General features: G+C 66.9%; 21 protein-coding genes. 9 read left to right on the top strand and 12 right to left on the bottom strand.

Translation table 11 applies throughout. The features are described 5' to 3' along the window. Positions 1-10 precede the first annotated feature (10 nt). Positions 11-1,060 carry an alpha/beta hydrolase gene (locus tag A2790_RS22280; protein ID WP_293396615.1) on the bottom strand — a complete coding sequence of 350 codons (1,050 nt, stop codon included), beginning with the start codon at positions 1,058-1,060 and terminating at the stop codon, positions 11-13. Positions 1,061-1,247: 187 nt separating this feature from the next. Here A2790_RS22280 and A2790_RS22275 point away from each other — a divergent pair, with 187 nt between their 5' ends. Next, positions 1,248-1,508 carry an XrtV sorting system accessory protein gene (locus A2790_RS22275; protein ID WP_293396613.1) on the top strand — a complete coding sequence of 87 codons (261 nt, stop codon included), beginning with the start codon at positions 1,248-1,250 and terminating at the stop codon, positions 1,506-1,508. Between the two features lie 11 nt (positions 1,509-1,519). Beyond that, a complete protein-coding gene (locus tag A2790_RS22270) occupies positions 1,520-2,611 on the top strand; it encodes an acyltransferase (protein WP_293396610.1) in 1,092 nt (363 codons plus the stop codon). A 14-nt stretch (positions 2,612-2,625) separates the two neighbouring features. Here the strand turns inward: A2790_RS22270 and A2790_RS22265 are convergent, their stop codons facing one another. From A2790_RS22265 to A2790_RS22250, 4 genes are all read right to left on the bottom strand, one after another. Then, positions 2,626-4,101, bottom strand: a complete 1,476-nt coding sequence (locus A2790_RS22265; protein WP_293396607.1) for an exopolysaccharide biosynthesis polyprenyl glycosylphosphotransferase — start codon at positions 4,099-4,101, stop codon at positions 2,626-2,628. Between the two features lie 75 nt (positions 4,102-4,176). Further along, entirely contained in the window at positions 4,177-4,884 is a 708-nt protein-coding gene (locus A2790_RS22260; protein ID WP_293396604.1) for a sugar transferase, read from the bottom strand. Next, positions 4,877-5,116, bottom strand: coding sequence for a hypothetical protein (locus tag A2790_RS22255; RefSeq protein ID WP_068876348.1), 240 nt, complete (start codon positions 5,114-5,116; stop codon positions 4,877-4,879). Before A2790_RS22255 ends, A2790_RS22260 begins: the two co-directional genes overlap by 8 nt. Positions 5,117-5,273: 157 nt before the next feature. Continuing rightward, the gene (locus tag A2790_RS22250) at positions 5,274-5,957 is read right to left on the bottom strand and encodes an exopolysaccharide biosynthesis polyprenyl glycosylphosphotransferase (RefSeq protein WP_293396600.1); all 684 of its coding nucleotides are present in this window, start codon (positions 5,955-5,957) and stop codon (positions 5,274-5,276) included. 156 nt (positions 5,958-6,113) lie between these two features. On the opposite strand from A2790_RS22250, the gene A2790_RS22245 reads away from it, so the two are divergent. The 3 genes from A2790_RS22245 (at position 6,114) to A2790_RS22235 (ending at position 8,905) form a co-directional block, all read left to right on the top strand. Next, positions 6,114-6,269, top strand: coding sequence for a hypothetical protein (locus A2790_RS22245; protein ID WP_293396597.1), 156 nt, complete (start codon positions 6,114-6,116; stop codon positions 6,267-6,269). 117 nt (positions 6,270-6,386) lie between these two features. Next, positions 6,387-7,604 carry an AGE family epimerase/isomerase gene (locus A2790_RS22240; RefSeq protein WP_363081579.1) on the top strand — a complete coding sequence of 406 codons (1,218 nt, stop codon included), beginning with the start codon at positions 6,387-6,389 and terminating at the stop codon, positions 7,602-7,604. Between the two features lie 11 nt (positions 7,605-7,615). Next, a complete protein-coding gene (locus A2790_RS22235; protein WP_293396595.1) occupies positions 7,616-8,905 on the top strand; it encodes a nucleotide sugar dehydrogenase in 1,290 nt (429 codons plus the stop codon). A gap of 243 nt (positions 8,906-9,148) precedes the next feature. Here the strand turns inward: A2790_RS22235 and A2790_RS22230 are convergent, their stop codons facing one another. Next, a complete protein-coding gene (locus tag A2790_RS22230) occupies positions 9,149-11,653 on the bottom strand; it encodes a TonB-dependent receptor (RefSeq protein WP_293396593.1) in 2,505 nt (834 codons plus the stop codon). 451 nt (positions 11,654-12,104) lie between these two features. Between A2790_RS22230 and A2790_RS22225 the strand changes: the two genes are divergently transcribed. Continuing rightward, a complete protein-coding gene (locus A2790_RS22225; protein WP_293396591.1) occupies positions 12,105-13,685 on the top strand; it encodes a flavin monoamine oxidase family protein in 1,581 nt (526 codons plus the stop codon). 23 nt (positions 13,686-13,708) lie between these two features. Next, complete coding sequence (locus A2790_RS22220; protein WP_293396589.1) at positions 13,709-14,185, top strand: RidA family protein; 477 nt, start codon at positions 13,709-13,711, stop codon at positions 14,183-14,185. A 3-nt stretch (positions 14,186-14,188) separates the two neighbouring features. Here A2790_RS22220 and A2790_RS22215 read toward each other — a convergent pair whose 3' ends face one another. Together A2790_RS22215 and A2790_RS24465 are read right to left on the bottom strand one after the other, a co-directional pair. Beyond that, entirely contained in the window at positions 14,189-14,515 is a 327-nt protein-coding gene (locus A2790_RS22215; RefSeq protein WP_293396587.1) for a UrcA family protein, read from the bottom strand. Between the two features lie 148 nt (positions 14,516-14,663). Further along, positions 14,664-15,368 carry an endonuclease/exonuclease/phosphatase family protein gene (locus A2790_RS24465; RefSeq protein WP_363081577.1) on the bottom strand — a complete coding sequence of 235 codons (705 nt, stop codon included), beginning with the start codon at positions 15,366-15,368 and terminating at the stop codon, positions 14,664-14,666. A 404-nt stretch (positions 15,369-15,772) separates the two neighbouring features. Between A2790_RS24465 and A2790_RS22210 the strand changes: the two genes are divergently transcribed. Continuing rightward, entirely contained in the window at positions 15,773-17,008 is a 1,236-nt protein-coding gene (locus tag A2790_RS22210) for a Xaa-Pro peptidase family protein (protein ID WP_293396585.1), read from the top strand. Between the two features lie 3 nt (positions 17,009-17,011). Here the strand turns inward: A2790_RS22210 and A2790_RS22205 are convergent, their stop codons facing one another. The 4 genes from A2790_RS22205 to A2790_RS22190 form a co-directional block, all read right to left on the bottom strand. Continuing rightward, on the bottom strand, positions 17,012-18,019 hold the full coding sequence (locus A2790_RS22205; RefSeq protein WP_293396583.1) for an NAD-dependent epimerase: 1,008 nt from the start codon (positions 18,017-18,019) through the stop codon (positions 17,012-17,014). A gap of 220 nt (positions 18,020-18,239) precedes the next feature. Beyond that, positions 18,240-18,836: a PEPxxWA-CTERM sorting domain-containing protein gene (locus tag A2790_RS22200; protein WP_293396581.1), complete on the bottom strand. Its 597-nt coding sequence runs from the start codon at positions 18,834-18,836 to the stop codon at positions 18,240-18,242. A gap of 212 nt (positions 18,837-19,048) precedes the next feature. After that, complete coding sequence (locus A2790_RS22195; RefSeq protein ID WP_293396579.1) at positions 19,049-19,483, bottom strand: nuclear transport factor 2 family protein; 435 nt, start codon at positions 19,481-19,483, stop codon at positions 19,049-19,051. A gap of 366 nt (positions 19,484-19,849) precedes the next feature. Further along, positions 19,850-20,572 (bottom strand): PEPxxWA-CTERM sorting domain-containing protein, encoded by a 723-nt coding sequence (locus tag A2790_RS22190; protein ID WP_293396577.1) that lies wholly within the window; start codon positions 20,570-20,572, stop codon positions 19,850-19,852. A 516-nt stretch (positions 20,573-21,088) separates the two neighbouring features. On the opposite strand from A2790_RS22190, the gene A2790_RS22185 reads away from it, so the two are divergent. Then, positions 21,089-21,856: a PEPxxWA-CTERM sorting domain-containing protein gene (locus A2790_RS22185; RefSeq protein WP_293396575.1), complete on the top strand. Its 768-nt coding sequence runs from the start codon at positions 21,089-21,091 to the stop codon at positions 21,854-21,856. The last annotated feature ends 136 nt before the right edge of the window (positions 21,857-21,992 follow it).

Here is a 21,992-nt window from a genome sequence, read left to right as displayed (position 1 = left end):
CCGGTCCGTCTCAGAAACCGGCCGGCGGCCGAAGAGGATCTATCGGCGCCTCCGGCGGACCGAAGAGCTCGTCGGTGGAGGGGAGGTCCGTCTCCGCGGGCGGGAGAGGCTGTGGCGCGCGGCCCGTGCGGGTCGCGCGGATCATTTCCTCGACCGCCGACACGACGACCTCGGGCCGATCGAGCATGACCATGTGGGACGAGAGCACCGTCTGCTGCGAGCCGAGATTGGCTGCGCGCGCGATGGCTTCGTGCTGCAGGACGAGCACGGATTGCGGCTTGTCGAACCCATAGGTCGGCGCGGCCGCGGCTGTGTCCGAGGCGGTGATCACATAGAGGGGGATGTCCCGCAGGACGCCCGAGGCGCGGAAGACCTGGTCCGAGGTGCGCCCGAAGATGCTGTCCAGTTCCGAGAGCTGGTTTCGCCAGGTGTCCGGCCGCCGAGCCACCTCGCGTGCCTGGGAATCGCCCTTGGCCGGCAGGCAGCCGCTCCATTGCGTGTCCGCGTCGGCGGGTTGCGGCCGAAGCTCGGATACCGCCAGGCATCGTTGAACGCGCCGCCGGATGCTGTCCAGCCCATCGCCGACGGGCTGCGGCGCCCGGCGTTCCACCGTGGTGTCGAGCAGCACCAGGCCGACCACCTCGCGCGGCCGGCGGGCGGCGAACAGTCGGGCGTAAAGGCCACCGGCGGAATGGCCGACCACCACGAAGGGCCCCTTTGTCCGCGCGGCCGTCAGCGCCTGGTCCAGATCGCGCGCGATGGCGCCGCCGTCGCGAGGCAGGGGGCCGGGATCGCTGAAGCCGGATCCCGCCCGATCGTAGGCGCAGACCCGCGTGGTCCGCGCCAACCCCGGCTGCACCTTGTGCCAGGCCGAGGCATTGGCTCCGAACCCGGATTCCAGCAGGACGGTCGGGCTGCCGCGCCCTTTGCAGTTCAGATTGATCTTACGGCCGTCGGGAAGTTGCGCCAGCCGAGCGGGAGCGGCCACCGCATCGACGCTTCTGCCCGTGAGGTCGCAGCCCGCGAGAGCGAACGCCGCCGCCAAGCCGGTGGTCGTCATGGCTAACCACCTGGGTGAGCCGTCCGGGGCATGACGCCTTGCTTTGCGGATCATGTTACTCCATCGGGGTCACGCGAGCATCGTCCGGCACGTGTCTTGCTGGTACGCTAGCCGAGACGTCCGCAGCTGGCGATTGCACGGCGCGGGCGTCCTGTTAGTTAGGCGTGGGTGGAAACGGAGCTGTCGGGTGGAAACGGTCTACGATTGGATCACCGTTGCGATCTTCGGGGGACTGGTCGTCCTGTTTCTGCACAGGTCCGTGCAGCCGGGCGAGCCCCAGGACACCATTTTGCACTATCTGCCACCGGCGGTGGGCTGCGCGGTGGCCAACTGGTTCGGCAATGAGGGGCAGGGGCTGGTCTCGTTCCTGATCGTCCTGGGGGTCCTCATCTACATCGCCCTCGTGCTGAAGCCCTTCGGCCTGAAGTTCCCAGGCAGCAAGGGTTAGGGAACAGCGAAATGGCTGTCCAGCAGGGGCGAGATAACGCCTTCGGCGCACTTCGTCTGATTTTCGCTTCCCTGGTTATCGCCTCCCATACACCGCAAATGTTTGATGGGAGTTATGCAAGGGAGCCGTTCAGAGCCATCTTCGGCACCATCAGCCTTGGAGAGTTTGCTGTCGATGGCTTCTTCTTGATCAGCGGATATCTAATCACGGCGAGCTTTATTTCGGACCCCAAGACGTATCTTTGGAAAAGAGTTCTGAGGATATATCCGGCTTTTGTCGTTTGCTATTTGATATGTGTGTTCATTGTGGCTCCTCTTGGAGGAGGCAGCCTTTGGGCGCTATCTCTACGCGATTGGGTGATGCTCGGTGTGAACTTGCTGATGCTGAAGGCCCCGCAGGCGCCTGCAGCGTTTGATGGTCTTCCGTACGCCGCGCTAAATGGCTCGATGTGGACTATCAGTTACGAATTTCGTTGCTATCTCTTGGCGGCGCTTCTTGGAATTGTGGGCCTATATCGTCACAAATTCTGGTATCTGGCGTTAACGGCGCTGTTCGTTGTGGCAAATTTCCTGTTTCTCTGGCCGATTGGCGAGGTGATTGAGCGCGCCGCGAGACCGTCAAACGCGATCCTGGGAACACCGGCCGAGACAGTGAGGCTCACTTCCGCATTCATGTGCGGGGCCTGCTTAAAGCTCTTCCCGCTGCACTATCGAAAGAGTTACGGCGTCGGCGCAAGCCTTCTGCTTCTGGCCGCATTGTTCGTCCCTGGGCTAGCGAGCGTGGCGCTAATAACCGTTGGCGCTTATGTGCTGTTCTGGGTTGCCAATAACGCGACTTGGAGGCCGCTGAAGACGATTAACGCAACCGATGACATCTCGTACGGCGTCTATCTTTATGCGTGGCCAATCGGCATGCTTCTGATTTGGTATTGGCGGGATATGGGCTTGGTGACGCATGGCCTGCTCACCTTGTTCGCCGCCACGACTCTTGGCTTTCTTAGTTGGCACCTTGTTGAGAAGCGCTTCATGCGGCTGAAATCGCGAGTTGGCCGCGATAGGGGAGCCTCGTCTTTGGGCGATGCCGCGCCTGCGGGTACTCCCTAAGCGCTAGTCGCCCGCTATCGCACCGCGCCGCTGTCGCCCAGGAGGCAGGGGGCGGTGCGCAGGATGATGGCGATGTCCAGCCAGAACGAGCGGCGCTCCACGTATTCGAGGTCGAGGGCGACGCGGCGGCGGACGTCGTCGGCCGTGTCCACCGGGCCGCGCGAACCGTTGACCGCCGCCCAGCCGGTCAGGCCGGGCTTGATGCGGTGGCGGTGGGCGTAGGTCTCGACCAGCTTCGAGGCTTCGGCGCCGCCGCTCAGCATGCCGATGGCGTGCGGGCGGGGGCCCACGATCGACATCTCGCCGGTGATGATGTTGAAGATCTGCGGCAGTTCGTCGAGGCTGGTCTTGCGGATGAAGCGGCCGACCTTGGTGACGCGGTCATCGTCCGCGGAAACCTGGCGCGCCGCCTTGTGGTCCGATGCCTCGACGCGCATCGAGCGGAACTTCCAGACCACGATCTCCTCGTTCATGTAGCCGTGGCGGCGCTGGCGGAAGAAGACCGGGCCGGGGCTGTCCAGGCGGATGGCGATGGCAACGGCGGTCATCAGCGGCGCGAGCGCGATGAGGGCCAGTACCGACAGGGTCAGGTCCAGGGCGCGCTTGGCCAGGAGATAGCCTGACCGCTCCGCCGCGCCGGAGACGTGCATGAGGTCGAAGTCGGCGATGCGGCCGATGGCCTGGGTCTCGGTCTCGTCGTCCGTGTCGTCCAGCAGCAGGCAGATCGGGTTCGGAATCGGTGCTAGGCGTTCGAGCAGCTGGGCGATCCGGGCGCTGGCCTTGGGCGGCACGGTCACGACGATCCGGTCGACGTAGGGCAGGATGCGGTGGTCGATCAGGTCGGCGGTCTTGCCCAGCACCGGGACGCCGCAGACTTCCGGGCCTACGCGGTCGCGGCGATCGTCGAAGACGCCGAGGATGTTCACGTCGCGGGTCTTCAGGGCGCGCTTGATCAGCCGCTGGGCCGAGGCGGTGCCGCCCACGATGATGAGGTTGGGCGTCAGCAGGCCGCGCTTGCGCAGGTCCTTGAGGATGCCGCCCCAGAGCAGATGCGACAGGCAGAGCGCCGTCGCGGCGGCGGCCACCCAGGCCGCGCAACCGATAGCGGGGAAGGTCGGGTCCAGCAGTCCGCAGACCGTGCCCGCCCCGCCGCCGGCGGCGGCGGCGGCGATCAGCAGGCGGCCGAACCTGCGGCGCGAGCGCTCCCGCGAGCTCATGGCGTAGGCGCCGGTGGCCACCAGCAAGAGAACCGCCAGCAGCGGAGCGCCGATCCACATCACCTTGGGCAGGTCGATCAGGCGACCCGCGGCGAACGAGGCCACCAGCAGCGCCGCCGCATCGCCGGCCTGGAAGAGGCGGGCGATGCCGGCGCCGGACACGCGCGATCGCACGGGCTGCAGCCGCTCGGGCCTCAGCGGGCCGCGGCGGTGGTGCTGCGGCGTCGCGTCGTTATGCTGGATGGCGCGAAAGGCGCCTGTGTCGTCCGCCATACTGGCATCCCCAAACCTGTCGGCGGGGACCCTAAGGGGCGCGGCTGAGCGATCCGTTAATCCGCGGAACGGCGGTCAGTAGGCGCGGCTGTCGCCGAAGATCAGCGGCAGGGTCCGCCAGACGATCTTCATGTCGAGGCCAAAGCTCCAGGTGTCGATGTATTCGTTGTCCGACTCGACCCGGTCGATAATCGCCTGCAGCTCCTTCACTTCGCCGCGGAAGCCGCAGACGGCGGCATAGCCCGTGAGGCCCGGCCGCGCCCGGAACCGGCGGTCGTATCCCGCCACGACCTTGCCCCACGCTTCGTCGTGCGCCACGGCGTGCGGCCGCGGACCGATCAGCGACATGTCGCCCCGCAGGACGTTCAGGAGCTGGGGCAATTCATCGAGGCTGAGCTTGCGCAGGATCGCGCCGAGGGCCGTGACCCGCGCGTCGTCGCGGGTCGCTTGGCGCACGGTTTCGCCATCCTCGGCGACCGTCATGGTGCGGAACTTGAAGACGGTGAAGATCTGGCCGTTCAGGCCGGTGCGGCGCTGGCGGAAGAGCGCAGGACCTCGGCTTTCCAGGCGAACCAGGGCCGCGATCACCAGCAAGAGGGGGAGGAAGACCAGGAGGGCGCCGAACGACATGACGATATCGAAGGCGCGCTTGCGGCGGCTCGTAGCGCACGCGGCCGCCTTGCCGGGACCGACGTCGGGCGTGGCCACCGGCGGCCTCTGTCCCGTGGCCGGCGTCCAGTTGGCCCCGTCGGCGTGGGCGCGGAACCCGGCCATGTTATTCATAGCAGGCCCTTCGGTCGGGGCGCGCCACCGCGTAGAGGTCGCGTAGGAAAGCGTCCATCGCCTCGGCGCTCCACAGCCGCACGCGCAGCTGGGGGCCGTGGGTATCGATCTCGGTGGAGATGTGAGCGTCGCCGTCGACGTCGGCCGCGTGGGCGCCCACGAAGCCGTAGAAGGCCGCGCGAATCTGGTCCGCGTCGTCGTCTGCTCGAAACCGCGTTTCAAAACCGGACATTTTCCCCGACCGCCCCGTCGATTGTGCAGGGTCCGCAGCAAGAGCCGCGCCACGGGTCCCGTCCCGAGACCTACGCAATCTTGGCTATATTCGGAGAAGGCGGCCGTTCGGTTGCAATCAGGGTTGATAAATCGTCACCGGCCGCCCGAAGAGGGCCTCAATAGGCCTGGGGATCGCGGAATATGATCATCGCCGTCTTGGCGAGGATCGCGATGTCGAGGCCCAGCGACCAGCTGTCGATGTAGAGATTGTCCGCGGCGATGCGGTCGCGCATGCAGCGCAGGTCCTGGATCTCGCCCCTGAGACCGTTCACTTGGGCGAGGCCGGTAAGGCCGGGCTTGGCGCGGAACCGGTCGGCGTAGGTCGGGACGAGGCGGCCGTAGTAGTCGTCGTGCGCCAGCGCATGCGGCCGCGGGCCCACCAGCGACATGTCGCCCTTCAGCACGTTCAGGAACTGGGGCAGCTCGTCCAGGCTGAGCTTTCGCAGCACCGCGCCGATCGCGGTGACCCGGGCGTCGCCGCGAGTGGCCTGGCGCACGTCTCCACAGTCCTCGGCCACCGTCATGGTGCGGAACTTGTAGATGGTGAAGATGCGGCCGTTGTGGCCGGTGCGGCGCTGCTTGAAGATCACGGGCCCGCCCGACTCCAGCCTCACGGCCAGCGCCACGCACAGGAGCAGCGGCAGGAAGAGCAGCAGCGCGGCCAGGGCCCCGGCAATGTCGACGGCGCGCTTGCCGAAGCTGTGGGCGACATCGACGGCCTCGGGAGTTAGCAGGATGCGAACCGCCGACTCCTCAGTGGGCGAAGCAGCGCCAACGGTCCTGGCGACGACGTCTGTCATCCGAAGCCACACCCCAGTCTTGCCCAAGCCAGCACGGGGAACCTCCCCAGGACCCACGTTGGCGTCTTGTTAGCCTTCTTCCCAAACGAACTATTCACCGTCGTCGGTATTTAATGTGACACAGCCCGAGAAGTGGGCGGTATCGAGGTCAGAAGCATGCCGTCCGACGTTTCCGTCGAACTGGTCAGTCGGGTTTCAGAGGTTCAGCCGGCCCGCCGCCTTCCGGTGGGGATGGGCCTCGCCATCGGCGCGGGTGCGTCGCTGGCGCTCTGGACCTGCATCGGCCTTGGCCTGCGCGCGCTGCTCGCCTGAAGGATCCCGCCGGATCCCTGCACGAAAAACGTACTCAGCCCCTATACTTAATAGGTTTTAGCCTTACCGGCGGACAAGGGCAATCAAACCCTCCGCTGGAGCCGGTTCGGGCGTCCGATCGCGGCGACGCCTGGCGCACGCAAGGCGTTTGCGATCTGCCGGGAAGACGATAGGGGAGGCGCGCGGTCCGTCGGGCCGCGATGGAGACGTTCGCTGCCGCCCGCTCGCGATCACCGCCCGCCGCGCCATGGCTTCGCCGACCTGCGCGCCGCCGCCGCCTGGTACGACGCCTGGCTGCGCGAGACTGCTCTGCCGCTCTGGGCGGATGTCGGCGTCGACCCCGGCACGGGCGGGTTCCGCGAAGCGCTGACCTGGGCCGGCGCGCCGCACGATCCGCGTTACCGCACCCGCGTCCAGGCGCGTCAGGCCTTTGTCTTCGCTTCCGCCGCCGCAGAGGGCCTCGGACCCTGGGCCGCCGCCGCCAGGCACGGCCTGGAGGATCTCACCCGGCGCGCGCGGCGCGAGGATGGGCTGTTCAAGGCGATCCTGGATCCGGCCGGCGCAGCGATCGACGCCCAGGCCTACCTCTACGAGCACGCGTTCGTCCTGCTGGCGCTCGCGGCCCTGGGCGATGCGGAGGCGGCGACGGCGCTGCGCGTACGGCTGGAGGTGTTCCGGCACGGGGCGGGCGGCTTCCGCGAGGCCGGGGAGCACCCGTTCCAGGCGAACGCTCAGATGCATCTCCTGGAGGCAGCGCTGGCCTGGGAAGAAACTTCCGGCGACGCCGGCTGGGGCGCGCTGGCGGACGAGTTGGTGGCGTTGGCGCTTAACCGGTTCATCGATCCGGCGACCGGGGCGCTGAGCGAGTTCTTCGACGACGCCTGGCGTCCGCTGGCCGGGCCGGCGGGGCTGATCGAGCCGGGCCACCAGTTCGAGTGGGCGTGGCTGCTGGTGCGATGGGGCAGGGCCCGGGGCAGGCCTGAGGCGGAGACGACAGCCCGGCGGCTGTTCGCCGTCGGACGGCGCGGTTTCGATCCCACACGGAACGTGGCCGTTGACGCCCTGACCGACGATTTGGCGGTGCGCGACGCCGCCGCGCGCCTCTGGCCCCAGACTGAACACGTGAAGGCCGCGCTGGCGCTGGGCGACACGGCGGCCGCCCTGCAGGGCGCCAATGGGATGGCGGCCTATCTGGACACGCCGGCGCCCGGCGTCTGGCGCGAGCGGATGCGGGCCGATGGGGGCTTCGTCAAGGAGCCCTCGCCGGCCACGTCGCTCTATCATCTCTATCTAGCGATCCGCGAACTGACGCGGTTCGCCGGCGAACCGTGCTAGTCAGCCGCGCCATGGTGCAGAACCCCTTCACGCAGAGCCCGGCGAAGATCGCCGTGATCGGCCTGGGCTATGTCGGCCTGCCGCTGGCCGTGGCCTTCGCCGCCGAACACGACGTCGTGGGCTTCGATATCGGGACGGCGCGGATCGCCGAGCTGTCCCGCGGCGAGGACCGCACGCTGGAAGTCTCGCCCGAAGCGCTGAAGGCGGCCGCGCGCCTGACGTTCAGCGCCGACGCCGCGGCGCTCAAGGGCTGCAACGTCTTCATCGTGACCGTCCCGACGCCGATCGACGAGCACAAGCGCCCGGACCTGTCGGCCCTCATGGCGGCGAGCCGGACGGTCGGAGGCGCCATCGGCAAGGGCGGCGTCGTGATCTACGAATCGACCGTCTACCCGGGCGCCACGGAAGAGGATTGCGTCCCGCTGGTGGCCCAGATTTCGGGCCTTACGTTCAACCGCGACTTCTTTGCCGGCTACAGCCCGGAGCGGGCAAACCCCGGCGACCCGCACCACCGGCTGGCCGACATCGTGAAGGTGACCGCGGGGTCGACGCCGGCGGCGGGTGATTTCGTCGACGACCTCTACGCCTCCGTGGTGAGGGCGGGGACCTATCGGGCCAGCTCGATCCGCGTCGCTGAGGCGGCAAAGGTGATCGAGAACACCCAGCGCGACCTGAACATTGCCCTGGTCAACGAGTTCGCCCTCATCTTCCACCGGCTGGGCGTGGACACCCAGGAGGTGCTGGCGGCCGCGGCGACCAAGTGGAACTTCCTGAACTTCCGCCCCGGCCTGGTCGGGGGGCACTGCATCGGGGTCGATCCCTACTACCTGACCCACAAGGCCGAGAGCGTCGGCTACCGGCCGGAGGTGATCCTGGCGGGGCGCCGGATAAACGACGGCATGGGCGGATACGTGGCCCGTGAGCTAATCAAGGAGATCATCCGGCGCGGGGTGACCGTGAAGAGGGCTCGTGTCCTGGTGTTGGGCCTGGCGTTCAAGGAGAACACGCCGGACCTGCGCAACACCCGGGTGATCGACATCGTCCGGGAGCTCGCTGACTACGGGGTGTCGGTGGATGTCTGCGATCCCTGGATCGACGCTGGCGAGGCGCGCCATGAGTACGGTCTCGAGCTCGTCGACGAGCCCGCGGAGGGCGCCTACGACGGAATCGTCGTGGCTGTGCCGCATCGCCAGTTCGCCGGGATGGGGGCCGCGCGGATCCGGGCCTTCGGGCGCCCGGACGCCGTCATCTTCGATGTGAAGGCGATGCTGGCGAAGGACGAGTCCGACCTGCGTCTCTAGGCCGGCGCCCGTTTCGCGGGCAGGGCGCTTCTTTCTGCGGCGCCTGTCACCGAACCGCCGTTTCGAACAGCTAGACCGTTCCAACGCCGCGCGGGGCGGGCCACGGTGGCCTTGCCCTTCGGGGCGTTTCCTCCCTGAACTCGCCGCGCCCCACAAAGGCGCGGCTTTTTCTTTGCGCCGGATGGCGGGCCACGAGAAAGGCCGCCGGGGCGAACCCCGGCGGCCTTCCCGTTATGCAGCGTCCTAGAAGGTGTAGGTGATCTTGCCGTAGTAGTAGCCGCCGTTGATCCCGAAGGACGAGAACGTCGGGTACTGGGTCACGTAGCCGTTGGCGTTGCCGGTCAGGAACGTGTTCCGGTAGTCGGGATTCAGCTTGTCAGGATATTTGTTGAACAGGTTGTTCGCGCCGATCGTCAGCTTCACGGGATCGATGATCTTGTAGCTGATCTCGAGGTCCGTGATGAACGTCGCGTCGATCTTGTTCTTGAAGCAGGTGGGCGAGGTGGCCCCTGTCGCGAGCGAGCACCCGGTGCGGCTGTCGTACCGCGAGGCCGGCCCGTAAAGGGTTTCCTTCAGGTTCACCGAAAGCTTGTCCCAGGTCCAGAAGGCGCCCAGCACGAAGCGGTACTTCGGCGCCGTGGTCTCGAGGTTGCCGATCGAGGTGAGGTCGAACAGGGACGCGCCCGCCAGTTGGGCGGGCGGCGTCGCGATCTTGGTGACCTCGGTGTCGGTGTAGTTGCCGGTGAAGGACCACTGAATGCTGCCCCACGCGTCGAGGTCCGTGCTGGTGGTGAGCACAAGCTCGGCGCCGCGCGTGCGCGTGTTCAGGCCATTGGTGAAGATGTTGATGCCGGTCTGGGTGACGGTGGGATCCAGCACGTTGCCGTTGGCGATGATCGCATCCCGCACCGCCGGGATGTTCACGTCGCCGCCCGAGCCGAACAGGGCGCCGGAGCCCACGACGCGGTCCTTGATGGTGATCTGGTAGAGGTCGAGCGTGGCGGTGATGCCGTAGCCTGGGTGCGCCACGAAGCCGACGCTGAAGTTGCGCGACTTTTCCGGATCCAGGCCGTTGACGCCGACCAGGGCCGCCGCAGCCGAGTTCGGCGGCAGTTGCACGAAGGCCGACGTCGGGGAGACGTTGGTGGCCGAATAGTAGCTTTCCGCCAGGGTCGGGGCGCGGAAGCCGGTGCTGGCCGTGCCGCGAATGGCGAACTGTTCGTTGAAGTCGTAGCGGCCGGTGGCCTTCACGATGAAGGTGTCGCCGAAATCGCTGAAGTGCTCGTAGCGGGCGGCTAGGTCGAGCTTCAGGGGCTCGGTCGGATTGAGCGCCACGTTGCCATAGAAGGCGTAGCTCTTGCGGTCGTGCTTGCCGGCGTCGGTGAACTGGAAGCCGGGATAGGACTGCGAGCCTTCCTTGTAGCGCGAGCCCGCGTCGCCCGGTTTGATCTCGTAGGTCTCCTTCCGATACTCGGCGCCAAACGCCGCGTTCATCGGGCCGGCCATGCCCACGTCGAACTCCTTGGAGAAGTCGGCCTGGGTGGTCCACTGGGTGAAGATGAAGGCGCCGGCGTAGAAGTCGGTCGGTGACTGGCCGGGGGTCGTGGCCGTCGAGGTGTCGATGTAGAGGGACCGGTTGATGGAGTCCTTTACATAGATCGACACGTCGTCCTTGCCGTAGGTGGAGGCGAGGTCGAAGTTCCAACCCCCGGCCATCTGGCCCTTCAGGCCCAGGGTGGCGGAGTAGTCGGTCTCATAGATCACTTCGCGAGGGCTGAAACCGAAGGGCCTTGCAACCGTCCCGTCCCGGCCCACCACAAGGTTGGGCACGCGATAGTTCTCATAGGCCGAGGCATACTTGTCGCCGTAGGTGCCGAAGCTGTACAGCTCGAGCTCACCCAGCTCGAGGCCGAAATTGTACGCGCCGATGTTCAGCCGGTACTCCGCATCGCCGGCGATGCGGTTCATGTACGGGAAGTCCGGATGGTTCGCGAGCTGCGGGTAGCGCGACAGGCGCGACGAGGAGTTGACGTTGAACGTGGTGTTCAGGACCCGCGGGTCCACATCGCCGCGGAAGCTGTAGTCGTGGTAGCGCGTCTGGTAGGTCAGGTTGAGGTAGGAGTTCGGCACCGGTTGGAACCCGACGTTCAGCGTCAGGTCCGCCGTCTCCCCGCCACCGCTCATGTACTTGCCGGCGCTGGCCGTGGCCGACCCGCCTTCGCTCGCATCCTTCAGGATGATGTTGATGACGCCGGCGATGGCGTCGGAGCCATACTGGGCCGCGGCGCCCTCCTGCAGCACCTCGATGTGGCTCACGGAGCCCAGGCTGACGAAGTTCAGGTCGGCCGCCGCGCCGCCCTGGAATGGGCCCCCCAGCACGGCCAGGTTGGCGGTGCCATGCCGCCGCTTGCCGTTGACCAGCACCAGGGCGTGGTTGGGCGACAGGCCGCGCAGCTTGGCCGACAGCGTCAGGTTGGCGGTGTCGCCGCCGAAGGCCTGGGCGTTGAACGACGGGACGTTCTGGGCGATCGCCTGGATCAGGTCGGTCTGCCCGACGCGCGAGAGTGCGGTCGAATCCAGCACCGTGATGGGCGCCGGGCTGTCGACGGCGCGCAGGCCCGTCGTGCGGGTACCCGTTACGATGACCGTTTCGATTTCGGCCGCGTCGGCTGCTTCCGCGGCCTGGACAGCGCCCGCCATGGCGACGCCCAGGACCAGGGCGCTCGCGCCCGCAAACATTCTCTTCATTATGGACCCCCTCGTTTTCGATGTGGGCCCTTCTCGGCGTCATCCCCTCGTGACGGCTGCCTTTGAGCATCGGCGCCGCCTGATAGTGGAGGAGCACCGCGTGCTGGGTCTCATGAGTCAATAAGACCCGGCCTGAGCCTTGAGCATGCTTTTGTTGCTTGATGAAAATATTTGCGGTCGCGCCCTTCGATGAAGCACGATTACTAGAACTGACAATTATGCAGAATCGGCGACCTGTGCGAATTCTGTTGTCGCAAAACTGACGTGAGAGTCAGTTGATGAATTCTCACGCGGACATTGCCTTCTGCGCCGACAATTGCGCCGAAACTGCCCGAATCCTGATCGTCCGTATTGTCAGCCAGGGCGCCGCCGAGGCGTCTGAGGCCGCCCGTCCGGTGCGGCGGGTCGGTGCGTCGCGGAGCGGGTCATGGGTGTCAGCCGTCGGAGTTTCTTGCACAGGCTCGGGGCAGTCGGCGGCTACGGGGCCGCCTATTCCGCCATGGTCAGCCTGGGCCTGATGGCGACGCCGGCGAAGGCCGGGCCGCTGCAGCTGCCCGCGAACCTGGGCGCCGGCAAGAGCGTGGTCGTGCTGGGGGCGGGGATCGCGGGCCTCACGGCGGCCTATGAGCTGGAGCGGGCCGGGTTCGCCGTAACGGTCCTAGAAGCCCGCGAGCGGGTCGGCGGTCGCAACTGGACGCTCCGCAACGGCTCCAAAGTCGAAATGGTCGGCGAGGCGACCCAGACCGTCTCCTTCTCCGACGGGCTTTACATGAACGCCGGGCCTGCCCGGATCCCCAGTCACCACGAGGGCGTGCTCGGCTATTGCGCCAAGCTGGGCGTGCCGCTGGAGGTGGAGATCAATTCCAGCCGCAGCGCCTATTTCTGGTCCGCGGGCTCGAACGGCGGCAAGCCGATCCAGATGCGCCAGGGTGTCAACGACACCCGCGGCTATATCTCGGAACTGCTGGCCAAGGCCCTGAACAAGGGCGCGCTCGACCAGGACCTGACGGCTGAGGACAAGCAGAGGCTGCTGCCGTTCCTGAAGGCCTACGGCGATCTGGACGGCGGGATGGCCTTCAAGGGTACGGAGCGGTCGGGCTTCGCCCAACTTCCCGGCGCGGCCTCGCAGTTCGGCAAGGGCAGAGATCCGGTGCCGCTGAAGGAGCTGCTGGCCAACGACCAGCTGTGGTCGACCCTGTTCGAGGACATGGTCTACATGCAGGCGACCATGTTCCAGCCCGTGGGTGGCATGGACCAGATCGCTACCGGCTTCCAGCGGGCGATCCGCAGTCCGCTGATCCTGAACGCCGAGGTGCTGCAGATCCGCCAGACGGCGGCGGGCGTCGCCGTGGCCTGGCGTGATCGGTCAGGCGGTCCGAACCAGGTGGCGCAGGCCGACTTCGCCGTGGTCACCATCCCGCTGAACATCCTGAGCCGGATCGACAACAACTTCGACAAGCCGGTGAAGGCCGCCATCGCAGCGGTTCCTTACGACTATTCGAACAAGATCGGCTTCGATGCGCCGCGCTTCTGGGAGAAACAGCAGATCTTCGGCGGCATCTCGTTCGTGGGCGGGGACACCGGGCTGGTCTGGTATCCGTCGAACGGGCTGCATACGGCCCGCGGCATGCTGTTGGCCTGCTACGGCTCGGGCCCGAACGCCAAGGGGTTCGCCGCGCGGCCCCTGGAGGAACAGGTGGCCATCGCGCGGGGCGTGGTCGGGCGGCTGCACCCGGGGCACGAGGGCGAGCTTTCCAACCCGGTGGTGGTGAACTGGAGCAAGATCCCGTTCAACCTGGGTCCCTGGCCCGCGTGGAATGGCGTCGGCGGCCAGGAAGGCCACCTGGACGATCCCGCCTACCGACTGCTGAACGAACCGCACGGCCGCGTCTATTTCTCAGGCGCCCACCTGTCTCAGATGCCCGGCTGGCAAGAAGGGGCGGTGCTTTCGGCGCAACGGACGCTAGGCCTGATCGCGACCCGCGTGTCACAGTCGGTCGCGGAACGCCGCACCGACCGGCCCGCGGCCTGAAGCTTTTTTCCGAGGGGAGAACCATGCGCAAGATTCTGCTGTCCGCCGCCCTGCTCACGCTCGCGGCGGGGGCCGCCCACGCCCAGAACGTCCACATCAACCCGTCGAACGGCTTCATCTCCAGCGCGGTCAAGGTGCCGGCCGGTTCGGACATGCTGTACGTGAGCGGGATCACCCCCGACGTCGTTCCCGGCGCGCCCGCGGCCACGCCCTTCGGCGACACCAAGACCCAGGTGATCAGCATCCTGACCAAGATCCAGGGGATCATGAAGGCCCAGGGCTATGAGCTGGGCGACACCGTGATGATGCGGGTGCTGCTGGTCGGCGACCCTGCCAAGGGCGGCGGCATGGACTTCGCCGGCATGATGGAAGGCTACAACCAGTTCTATGGGCCGCTGAAGACCAAGCCCGCGCGCATCACCTCCCAGGTCGCCGGCCTCGTGCGACCCGGGATGTATGCGGAGATCGAAGTGCAGGCGGCCAAGCCGGCCGCCAAGTAGGGTCTAGCGATCGCCGGCGGGGGCGGCGCGCTCGCGGAGCGCGGCGCTCACCGCCGGCGCGTCGAGCGCCGACAAGGCCTCGCCCATGGCATCGCGGTAGCAGGTCGAACGGCGGACCGCCTCCTGGTGGTCGCGGACGCTGAACGAGGAGGCGCCGCAGGCGCGTACGGCCGCGCGATCCAGGCGCCCCGCCATGGCCACGGCGCCCGCCGCGGTGGAAAGGTCGAGCCCGGCGGGGGACACGGCGATCGAAGTGGTCGCCAGCGGCCCCGCGGCGGCAGAGGTGGCGAAGGCGAAGGCGGCGAGCGCCGAGGCGACCAGAAGCTTCATGGGGTACTCCTTCCTGCGGGCCGGTCGTTCGCCGGCCCTTGATCTCGTTGGGTCCTACCTAGTGCGCGCCGATGAGGCGTGAAACCCAGGGGTCAGCTCATTTCACAGGCAAGTGAGCGGAAACAGCGCCAGTTGCGCGATCAGGTGGTCACATGCCCCGTTCACAGGCTCCGGGCGTTCCTGGCTGGTGGAGTGGAGCCAGCACGACCACGAGCGGGTAATGGTCCGATCCCAGCCAAGGGCCCCGCTCGACGCTCACGGTCGCCCAGCCGGGGCCCGCGTACACATGATCGATCGGCAATGCGGGAACGGGCCAGGGGGTGCCCAACAGGCTCGCCGGATAAGTGGCGATAGACCGGTCGCGGCGCGTTAGACCGAGCTCGCTGTCGAGCCCCCTCAGGCTTCCGGACCATGGTGTAGAGTTGAAATCTCCCGTCAGAATCATGCGCTCGCGGGGAAGTCTCGCAACCACCGACTTAAGATCTCGAACTTGCGACGCATAGGTTGCGCTTGTTGGCCAGCTCAGATGTGTCGTCACGATCTCAATAGGTCCCCCAGGCGAGGGGTAGCTTGCGTTCGCATAATTCAGTTCAGACTGCGGAGGGAGAGGCGGGCGACGCATGATGATGTAACGGTGTCGCGTGAAGATCATTAGGCTGCCTTTGCGGCCAGCAACATTCCAGCCAGTGCGAGCCAACAAAGTATCGCGTAGATCGCTCCGTGCTTCCGAGATCGTAACGACATCCGGATCTTGGTCGATCAACCAGCTCACGACCCGGCTCAGCTCGCTATTTGTCCTCTGGCTGTTGAATTGGACGATCTTGATCTGGCCACATGCCCCGTTTGGGGCCATCGAGCCTGTAGAGCGCAGAAACTCATTCGCCATGAGGTTGCCTGCGCCTAGGACAGCCGCGAGGGCGGAGACCAACAGCATGGCTCGCCCTGGCTTTTTGAGCAGGGCGTGAACGGCCGCCGCGATCCCAATCACGAGATAACCTGGCGCGAAGTGGGCCAGTATATCGAGTCGCGCGTCATACGACCCAAGCGCTGAGGCCACCGCGGCGGCTGCTGAGAGCATCGCGGCGAACTGGAGGGCGCTTCGAAGACTCAGCGTACGGCTCTGCATCGATGACGGGTCGTCTCGGATATCACCCGAGCGCTATGACGCGCCATTGTTAGTATCGAAGGGGGTCCCAACCCCTGAAGGAACGCACGGTTATGCTAGGTAGAGGGAACGTGTCGGGCGAGCTTTGCGGGATGGATCGACGCAGACTGATCACCCTGGGCGCGGCCGGCCTGACGCTGGCGGCGGTTCCTTTCTCCTCCGGCGCCGCGGACCTGCCCGCGCGGCTGCCGGACGCGCCGCCGCCGATCGGGCGGGCGGAACGTGAGGCGCGGATCGCCAAGGCGCAGCGGCTGATGCGGGAGCAGGGGGTCTCGGCCCTGCTGATCGAGCCGGGGTCGAGCCTGATCTACTTCACCGGCGTCCACTGGAGCCGCAGCGAGCGGCTGACCTGTGCGCTGATCCCGGCGGACGGGGAGATCGGGGTGGTGACGCCCTTCTTCGAGGAGCCGTCGGTCCGGGAGAGTCTGGGCGTTCCGGCCGAGGTGCGGACCTGGCAGGAGCATGAGGATCCGCTGGCGCTGGTCGCCGGCTGGCTGCGGGACCGGAAGCTGGGGTCGGGCGTCGTCGCGATCGAGGAGACCAACCGGTACTTCATCGTCGATGGGCTGAAGCGGAACCTGCCGACGGCGACGCTGCGGAACGGGGCGCCGGTGGTTCGGGGCTGCCGGATGATCAAGTCGCCGGCCGAGATCGCCCTTATGCAGCACGCTTCGAACATCACCATGGCGGCCTATCGTCATACGGTTCCGAAGATCGAGGCCGGGATGCGGCCGGGGGACATCGGAAGGTTGATGAACCAGGCCACCGCATCCCTAGGTGGCGATCCGGAGTTCGCCCTCGTGCTGTTGGGCGAGGCGGCGGCCTATCCGCACGGGTCCGGCAAGCCGCAGTCGGTGAAGGCCGGGGAGGTGGTGCTGATGGACTGCGGCTGCACCGTCGAGGGCTATCAGTCCGACATATCGCGAACCTTCGTGTTCGGGGAGCCGACGGCGAAGCAGCGCAAGGTCTGGGGCGAGGTGCGGCGGGGCCAGCAGATCGCCTTCGAGGCGGCCCGGCTGGGCGCCAGCGCCGGAAGCGTCGATGACGCGGCGCGGAGCTACTACGTCAGCCTCGGCTATGGACCGGACTACAAGCTGCCGGGCCTGTCGCATCGCACGGGGCACGGGATCGGCCTGGACGGGCACGAGCCGGTCAACCTGGTCCGCGGCGAGACGACGAAGCTGGCGCCCGGCATGTGCTTCTCGGACGAGCCCGGGATCTACATCCCCGGCGAGTTCGGCGTCCGGCTGGAAGACTGCTTCCACATGACCGAGCAGGGGCCCAAGTGGTTCTCGCAGCCCTCGGAGTCGATCGATAAGCCGGTCTAGTCTCTAGACGCCGTAGTACTCGCGGTACCAGTCCACGAAGCGGCCGACGCCTTCCTCGATGGTGGTGCTGGGCGCGTAGTCCAGCACGGCGCGGGTCTCGGCGGTGTCGGCCTCGGTGCGGGCCACGTCCCCGGCCTGCATGGGCATCAGGTTCAGGTCGGCCTTCCGGCCCAGCTTCTCTTCCAGGACCTGGATGTAGCGCATCAGCTCGACCCGGCGGCTGGCGCCCAGGTTGAGCACGCGCCAGGGCGCGGCGCTGGTGGCCGGATCCGGACGCTCGCTATCCCAGGCGGGGTTGGCCGCCGGCGGCCGGTCGAGCGCGGCGACCAGGCCGTCCACGATGTCGTCCACGTAGGTGAAGTCGCGCTGCATGCGGCCCTCGCCGTACACGTCGATGGGCTGGCCCTTCAGGATCGCGTCGGTGAACTTGAACAGCGCCATGTCCGGGCGGCCCCAGGGCCCATACACCGTGAAGAAGCGGAAGCCGGTCGAGGGGATGCCGAACAGGTGGGCGTAGGAATGCGCCATGGCCTCGTTGGCCAGCTTGCTGGCGGCGTAGAGCGTGATCGGGTGCGTCGCCGCGTCGTGGACGTTGAACGGCAGGTTGTTGTGGTTGCCGTAGACCGAGCTGGTGGAGGCGAAGACCAGGTGCTTGGGCTGGACCGCCCGGCAGCCTTCCAGGATGTTGAGGAAGCCCACGACGTTGGAGTCCACGTAGGTCTCCGGGCTCTCCAGGCTGTAGCGGACGCCGGCCTGGGCCGCGAGGTTGACGACGTGGTCGGGGCGGACCTCGGCGAAGAGGGCGGGCACGCCTTCGCGATCGGCCAGGTCCAGCTTGGCGTGGCGATAGCCGCGGTGCGATTCCAGGATCGCCAGCCGCGCCGCCTTGAGCTTCGGGTCGTAGTAGGCGTTGAGGCTGTCGAGGCCCACCACCGTCTCGCCGCGCTCGAGCAGCCGGCGGCTAAGATGGAAGCCGATGAAGCCGGCCGAGCCGGTGACCAGGATCGTCAAGACGTCGCCTCGCTGCCTGCGCCGATGCGCAAGCGTGCCTAGCGGCCGCCGGGTTGCAAGGGTCTTAAGGGTGTGCAGCCAGACGATCGGCCACCGAATTGATCGCCGCTCCTCCTCTCCCACGCTTCGCTTCGGTCGGGGGAGAGGCGTTGTCGTCCACGCCCCACCCGGCCCGGCGTTGCGAAGGTCCGCACCGCGTCGCGGCGGCGTCGACGTCAGCCTAGGCGAACGCGCGCCGGCGCGAGCGAAGGGCCGCACCGGCGCCGCCGAAGCCCAGGATCATCAGCGCCCATGTGGTCGGTTCCGGCACCGCGGTGGTGACGCCGGTCGTGTAGGTCAGGTCGTCCATCACCCAGTTGCCGGCGTTGCCGGAGAGCCGAACCTCGTCGATCAGGCCGTCGTAGCCGGATGCGTAGTAGGCCGCATGATCGCCCAGGTTGAAGTGGCCGGCTGAACCCACCTTCGCGCCGTCGCGATAGAAGTCGTAGGCGACATGGGTCCGGCCGGCAAAGAACGCCCCATCGAAGCGAACCAGTTCGTTGAAGCGGAAGCTAAGGGTGGCCTCGAGACCCGGCCGATATTTCTGATAGTTCGCATAGACGGTGGTCAGTCCCGAGGCCGGCGGGAAACCGGTCGCCGGCGTATCGTAGTGGCTGAAGTCGTCACCGAAGATCACCCCGCCGTATTCCGTCGGCACCAGGCCGGTCCCGGTCAGGTCGTCGAAGTTCAGGACGATGGTGGTGGCGGCGGCGGCGGCGGAGGCCCCCAGCGAGAGCGCGAGACCCGCGGCGGCCGCAAGAATGGAGTTTCGGTGCATGGGACACCCCTTGTTCTTTGACATTCAGTCTCGCGGGTTAGCAGGGCGGTCGCTCCCGGCGATGCGCCGCGCGACGAACGCTCCGATCGGTCGACGAATGCCGGACAAAGTTCGCCCGGCGCGCGAGTGAATTCAGGCTATCGACGCGGACTTGCGCATCTCCCACCGGAGCAAGATCTTCCGGCGCCGGCGCCGCCGCTCGCCATTCGAGGTCAGTCGCGAGGGGGAAGCGCCTCGGTACAGGGGATCTGCTCGGTCGTCTTCGCGACGATCCTCCAGCCTGAGGCGAGGCGCATCAAAAGAAGCTGGTCCTGGTAGCACCTGGTCGCCATGCGCAGGCGCCCTGTCACGGAGGCAAGCTGATCCGTCGGATTCTCGATACGCTGGACATCAAACCGTACCGTCGGATCTGGCCCATCGACCCATGTGGGCAGCGCCGCCGAGAAGGACTGTCGCCGCAGGCGACCGTTCTCGTCCCGGGAGAAGAAGCTGCCGTCGGGCGCGAAGGCGCTGTTGAGTGTGTCGAGACTGGCGGACTTCAGTCCCTCGGCGTAGGCGGCGGCGAGGCGGCTCGCGGCGCTTGCTCCGGTGTCGGACGACGGGGCCGCGGACGTGAGGGCCGCCGCAAGCGCAAGTTCGGCAATCATCCTCAACGCCCCTGTCTCGCGTCGCTGGCCGCGACGTTCGGTTCTCCAGCCTTCTACAGCCACACACCGGCTTCTCTGGAGACCTCAAGGGCAACCAGGTGTTGCTCTCAGTGAAGCGGCTCGGAGTCAGCGTTGCCACAAGCTGACGTTGGCATCGTGCCGGGAAGCAGACGTTCACGGCCTAGGCTGGTCACCCAACGCGCACATCAACTTGCATGCTCTTCCTGAAGCTCCGACGGGAGCGTGTCAGCACCACCCCTCCAGCGGGATCATCGCGAGGAGAGCGGCCTGGTTTTCCTCGTCGACCTCGCGCGTCGGCTGGGCACGTTACCGGGCGGCGCCTGCGGGCGCGGCTGTGTCGTGATCTCAGGATCCCCGCGTCGTCGGCGGGGTCATTTCAAAGCGCCACCGACGCGCGCGGCGCCGACGCATCGCAGCGCCCGCCGTCCCGAAGCCCACGATCATCATCGTCCAGGTGGCGGGTTCAGGCACCGGGGCGACACCCAGCGGCTGGCTGGAGCCGACGAGGCCGATGTCCTGCGGACCGCCGGCGAAGCTGCCACGGACATAAGACACGCCGTTGCCGGCCGGCAGTCGGTCGATGGACTGACCATAGCCCCAGATGAGGTTCGTGGCCCCCGACGGCCCTTGGGTCACCGTGGCGTCCACGAAGCCCGGGGCAGTGAACCACGTGGACCCTGCCGCCAAGCCGTAGTCGGCAAAGAAGGGGTTCCAGGCCGCCGCTTCACCGGCCGCGCTGCCGTACCAGCCTCCGCCGAGCGAGACGTAGGCGTCGCCTCCGGCCGAGACGTAGGCGTCGAGGTCCGCGAACTGGCCGCCCGTCAGTCCCTGCCCGAAGTGGAACACAGCATCATAGCCGCTGGCGATGGCGAGGCTGAAGGTCGCCGAAGTCTCCACGGTCTTACCCAGCGACGTGAGCTGTGAGGTAAGTTGGGTCAACTGGCCGGTCGGCACATTCCCGTTGCCGGTGAGCAGCAGGTAGTTCGATCCCCCGAACGTCGTGGCGAGATCCTGGACGAAGGCCGTAGTTCCGGCCTGGTAGGGCGCGCCATAGGCGAAGTCGGACAACGTCCATTCGTCGCCCGAAGCGACCAGGACGCCTGCGCTCGCGGCAGAGGCCGCTCCCAGGGCCAGCGACCCAACTAATCCTGACAGCAGAACCCCAAACGCTCGCATCGCTACGCCCCCAACTGTCACACAAAAGATCAAGACGCGCAGGGTGGTGGACGGGGCCAGCGGCGGCATCCCCCGATTGGGGGCTCCGGCCACGAGAGACGGCCACCGGAGCCACCGTGGAATCATGGGCGCATAGGTTGTTCGTACTATTTACGCCTCCAACCGCCGCAGTGTTCAATCGCGCCTCGGCGCCTGGCTCACAGGGGCGGGCATGTGATCGCTGGGGATGGGTATATGTTCGGAAGGTCCTTAGGCCTCGTTGTGGCTTGCAGCGTGTTCGGCGGCGCACTTGCGGTCGGGACGCCAGCCGACGCGGCGTCCTTCACGGTTCGCACGACAGCCGAAACGAGAGGGCAGAACACCAGCTCAACGCGGGATGAGAAATCGTCCGGTACGAGCGCCTCTCCCGTGACCCTGCTCTCTACCAGCTCCTTCGCCGACGAGGCTGTCAGCCAGTCGAGCGGCTATGCGTTCGCCAGTGCCGGGGTGGGGGCCTTGAAAGGCTATTCGACGGCAAGCGCGGTCGTGTACCCGACCCTGGAATCGCGCGGCGCCATCGGCAGCGGGGATACTAGGGCGGAATATCGCGACAGCTTCTTTCTGTCGGCCCCAGGTGTCGCAGCCGGCACGGTCGGCGTAATGACCGCCGACGTGCTGCTCGACGGGTTTCTGAGCGGCGGCCTGGTGGGCTCCCAATTCGCCCGGGGCGAGGCCCGGTGGGCGGCGCAGGTCTTCGTGAACGACTCCTTCGCGTTCTACAATCGACAGCTGTACGGCGACGTTGTCGGAGGCGGCTCCGAAACGGGCGATGTAGCCGCTCTTCAGATGCCAACCTTCCAAGTGGTCTTCGGCCAGATGAATGAGATCGTCATGAGCCTGCAGACCGTGGCGGGCGCCAGCGCATTGGTCAATTTCGCTGGTAGTACGGAGACCCGTTCCGCAGCGTTCACCAGCGATTTCGGCAGCACCCTCACTTGGGAGGGAATTCGCAACCTGACCGTGGACGGTCGGGCGGTGACGGATTTCACGGCGATCAGCGGCGACACCGGGTTCGACTTCAGGCGCGGCTTCGGGGCTGTCGCCCCCGTTCCCGAACCTGCGACCTGGGCCATCATGGTCCTGGGTTTCGGATTCATCGGAGCGTGCATACGTCGGGCGCGCTTTGCCCTCGCCTGACGGCTAACCGCATTCGTGTTTGCGCCCCGCGAGCTGGCCCATTCACACGCCTGAGCACCCTGCGCCGAGCGCTCTATTGGAGGTCGGCCCTGCGCCATGTCTGGACGGCTCCCCGTTGGCAAGGTTGATCTGAGAG

Origin of the sequence: Phenylobacterium sp. RIFCSPHIGHO2_01_FULL_69_31, assembly GCF_001824475.1 — a bacterium.
GTDB lineage: Bacteria > Pseudomonadota > Alphaproteobacteria > Caulobacterales > Caulobacteraceae > Phenylobacterium.
The sequence above is the reverse complement of the archived record's forward strand: the minus strand, read 5'-3'. Positions and strand labels throughout refer to the sequence as shown.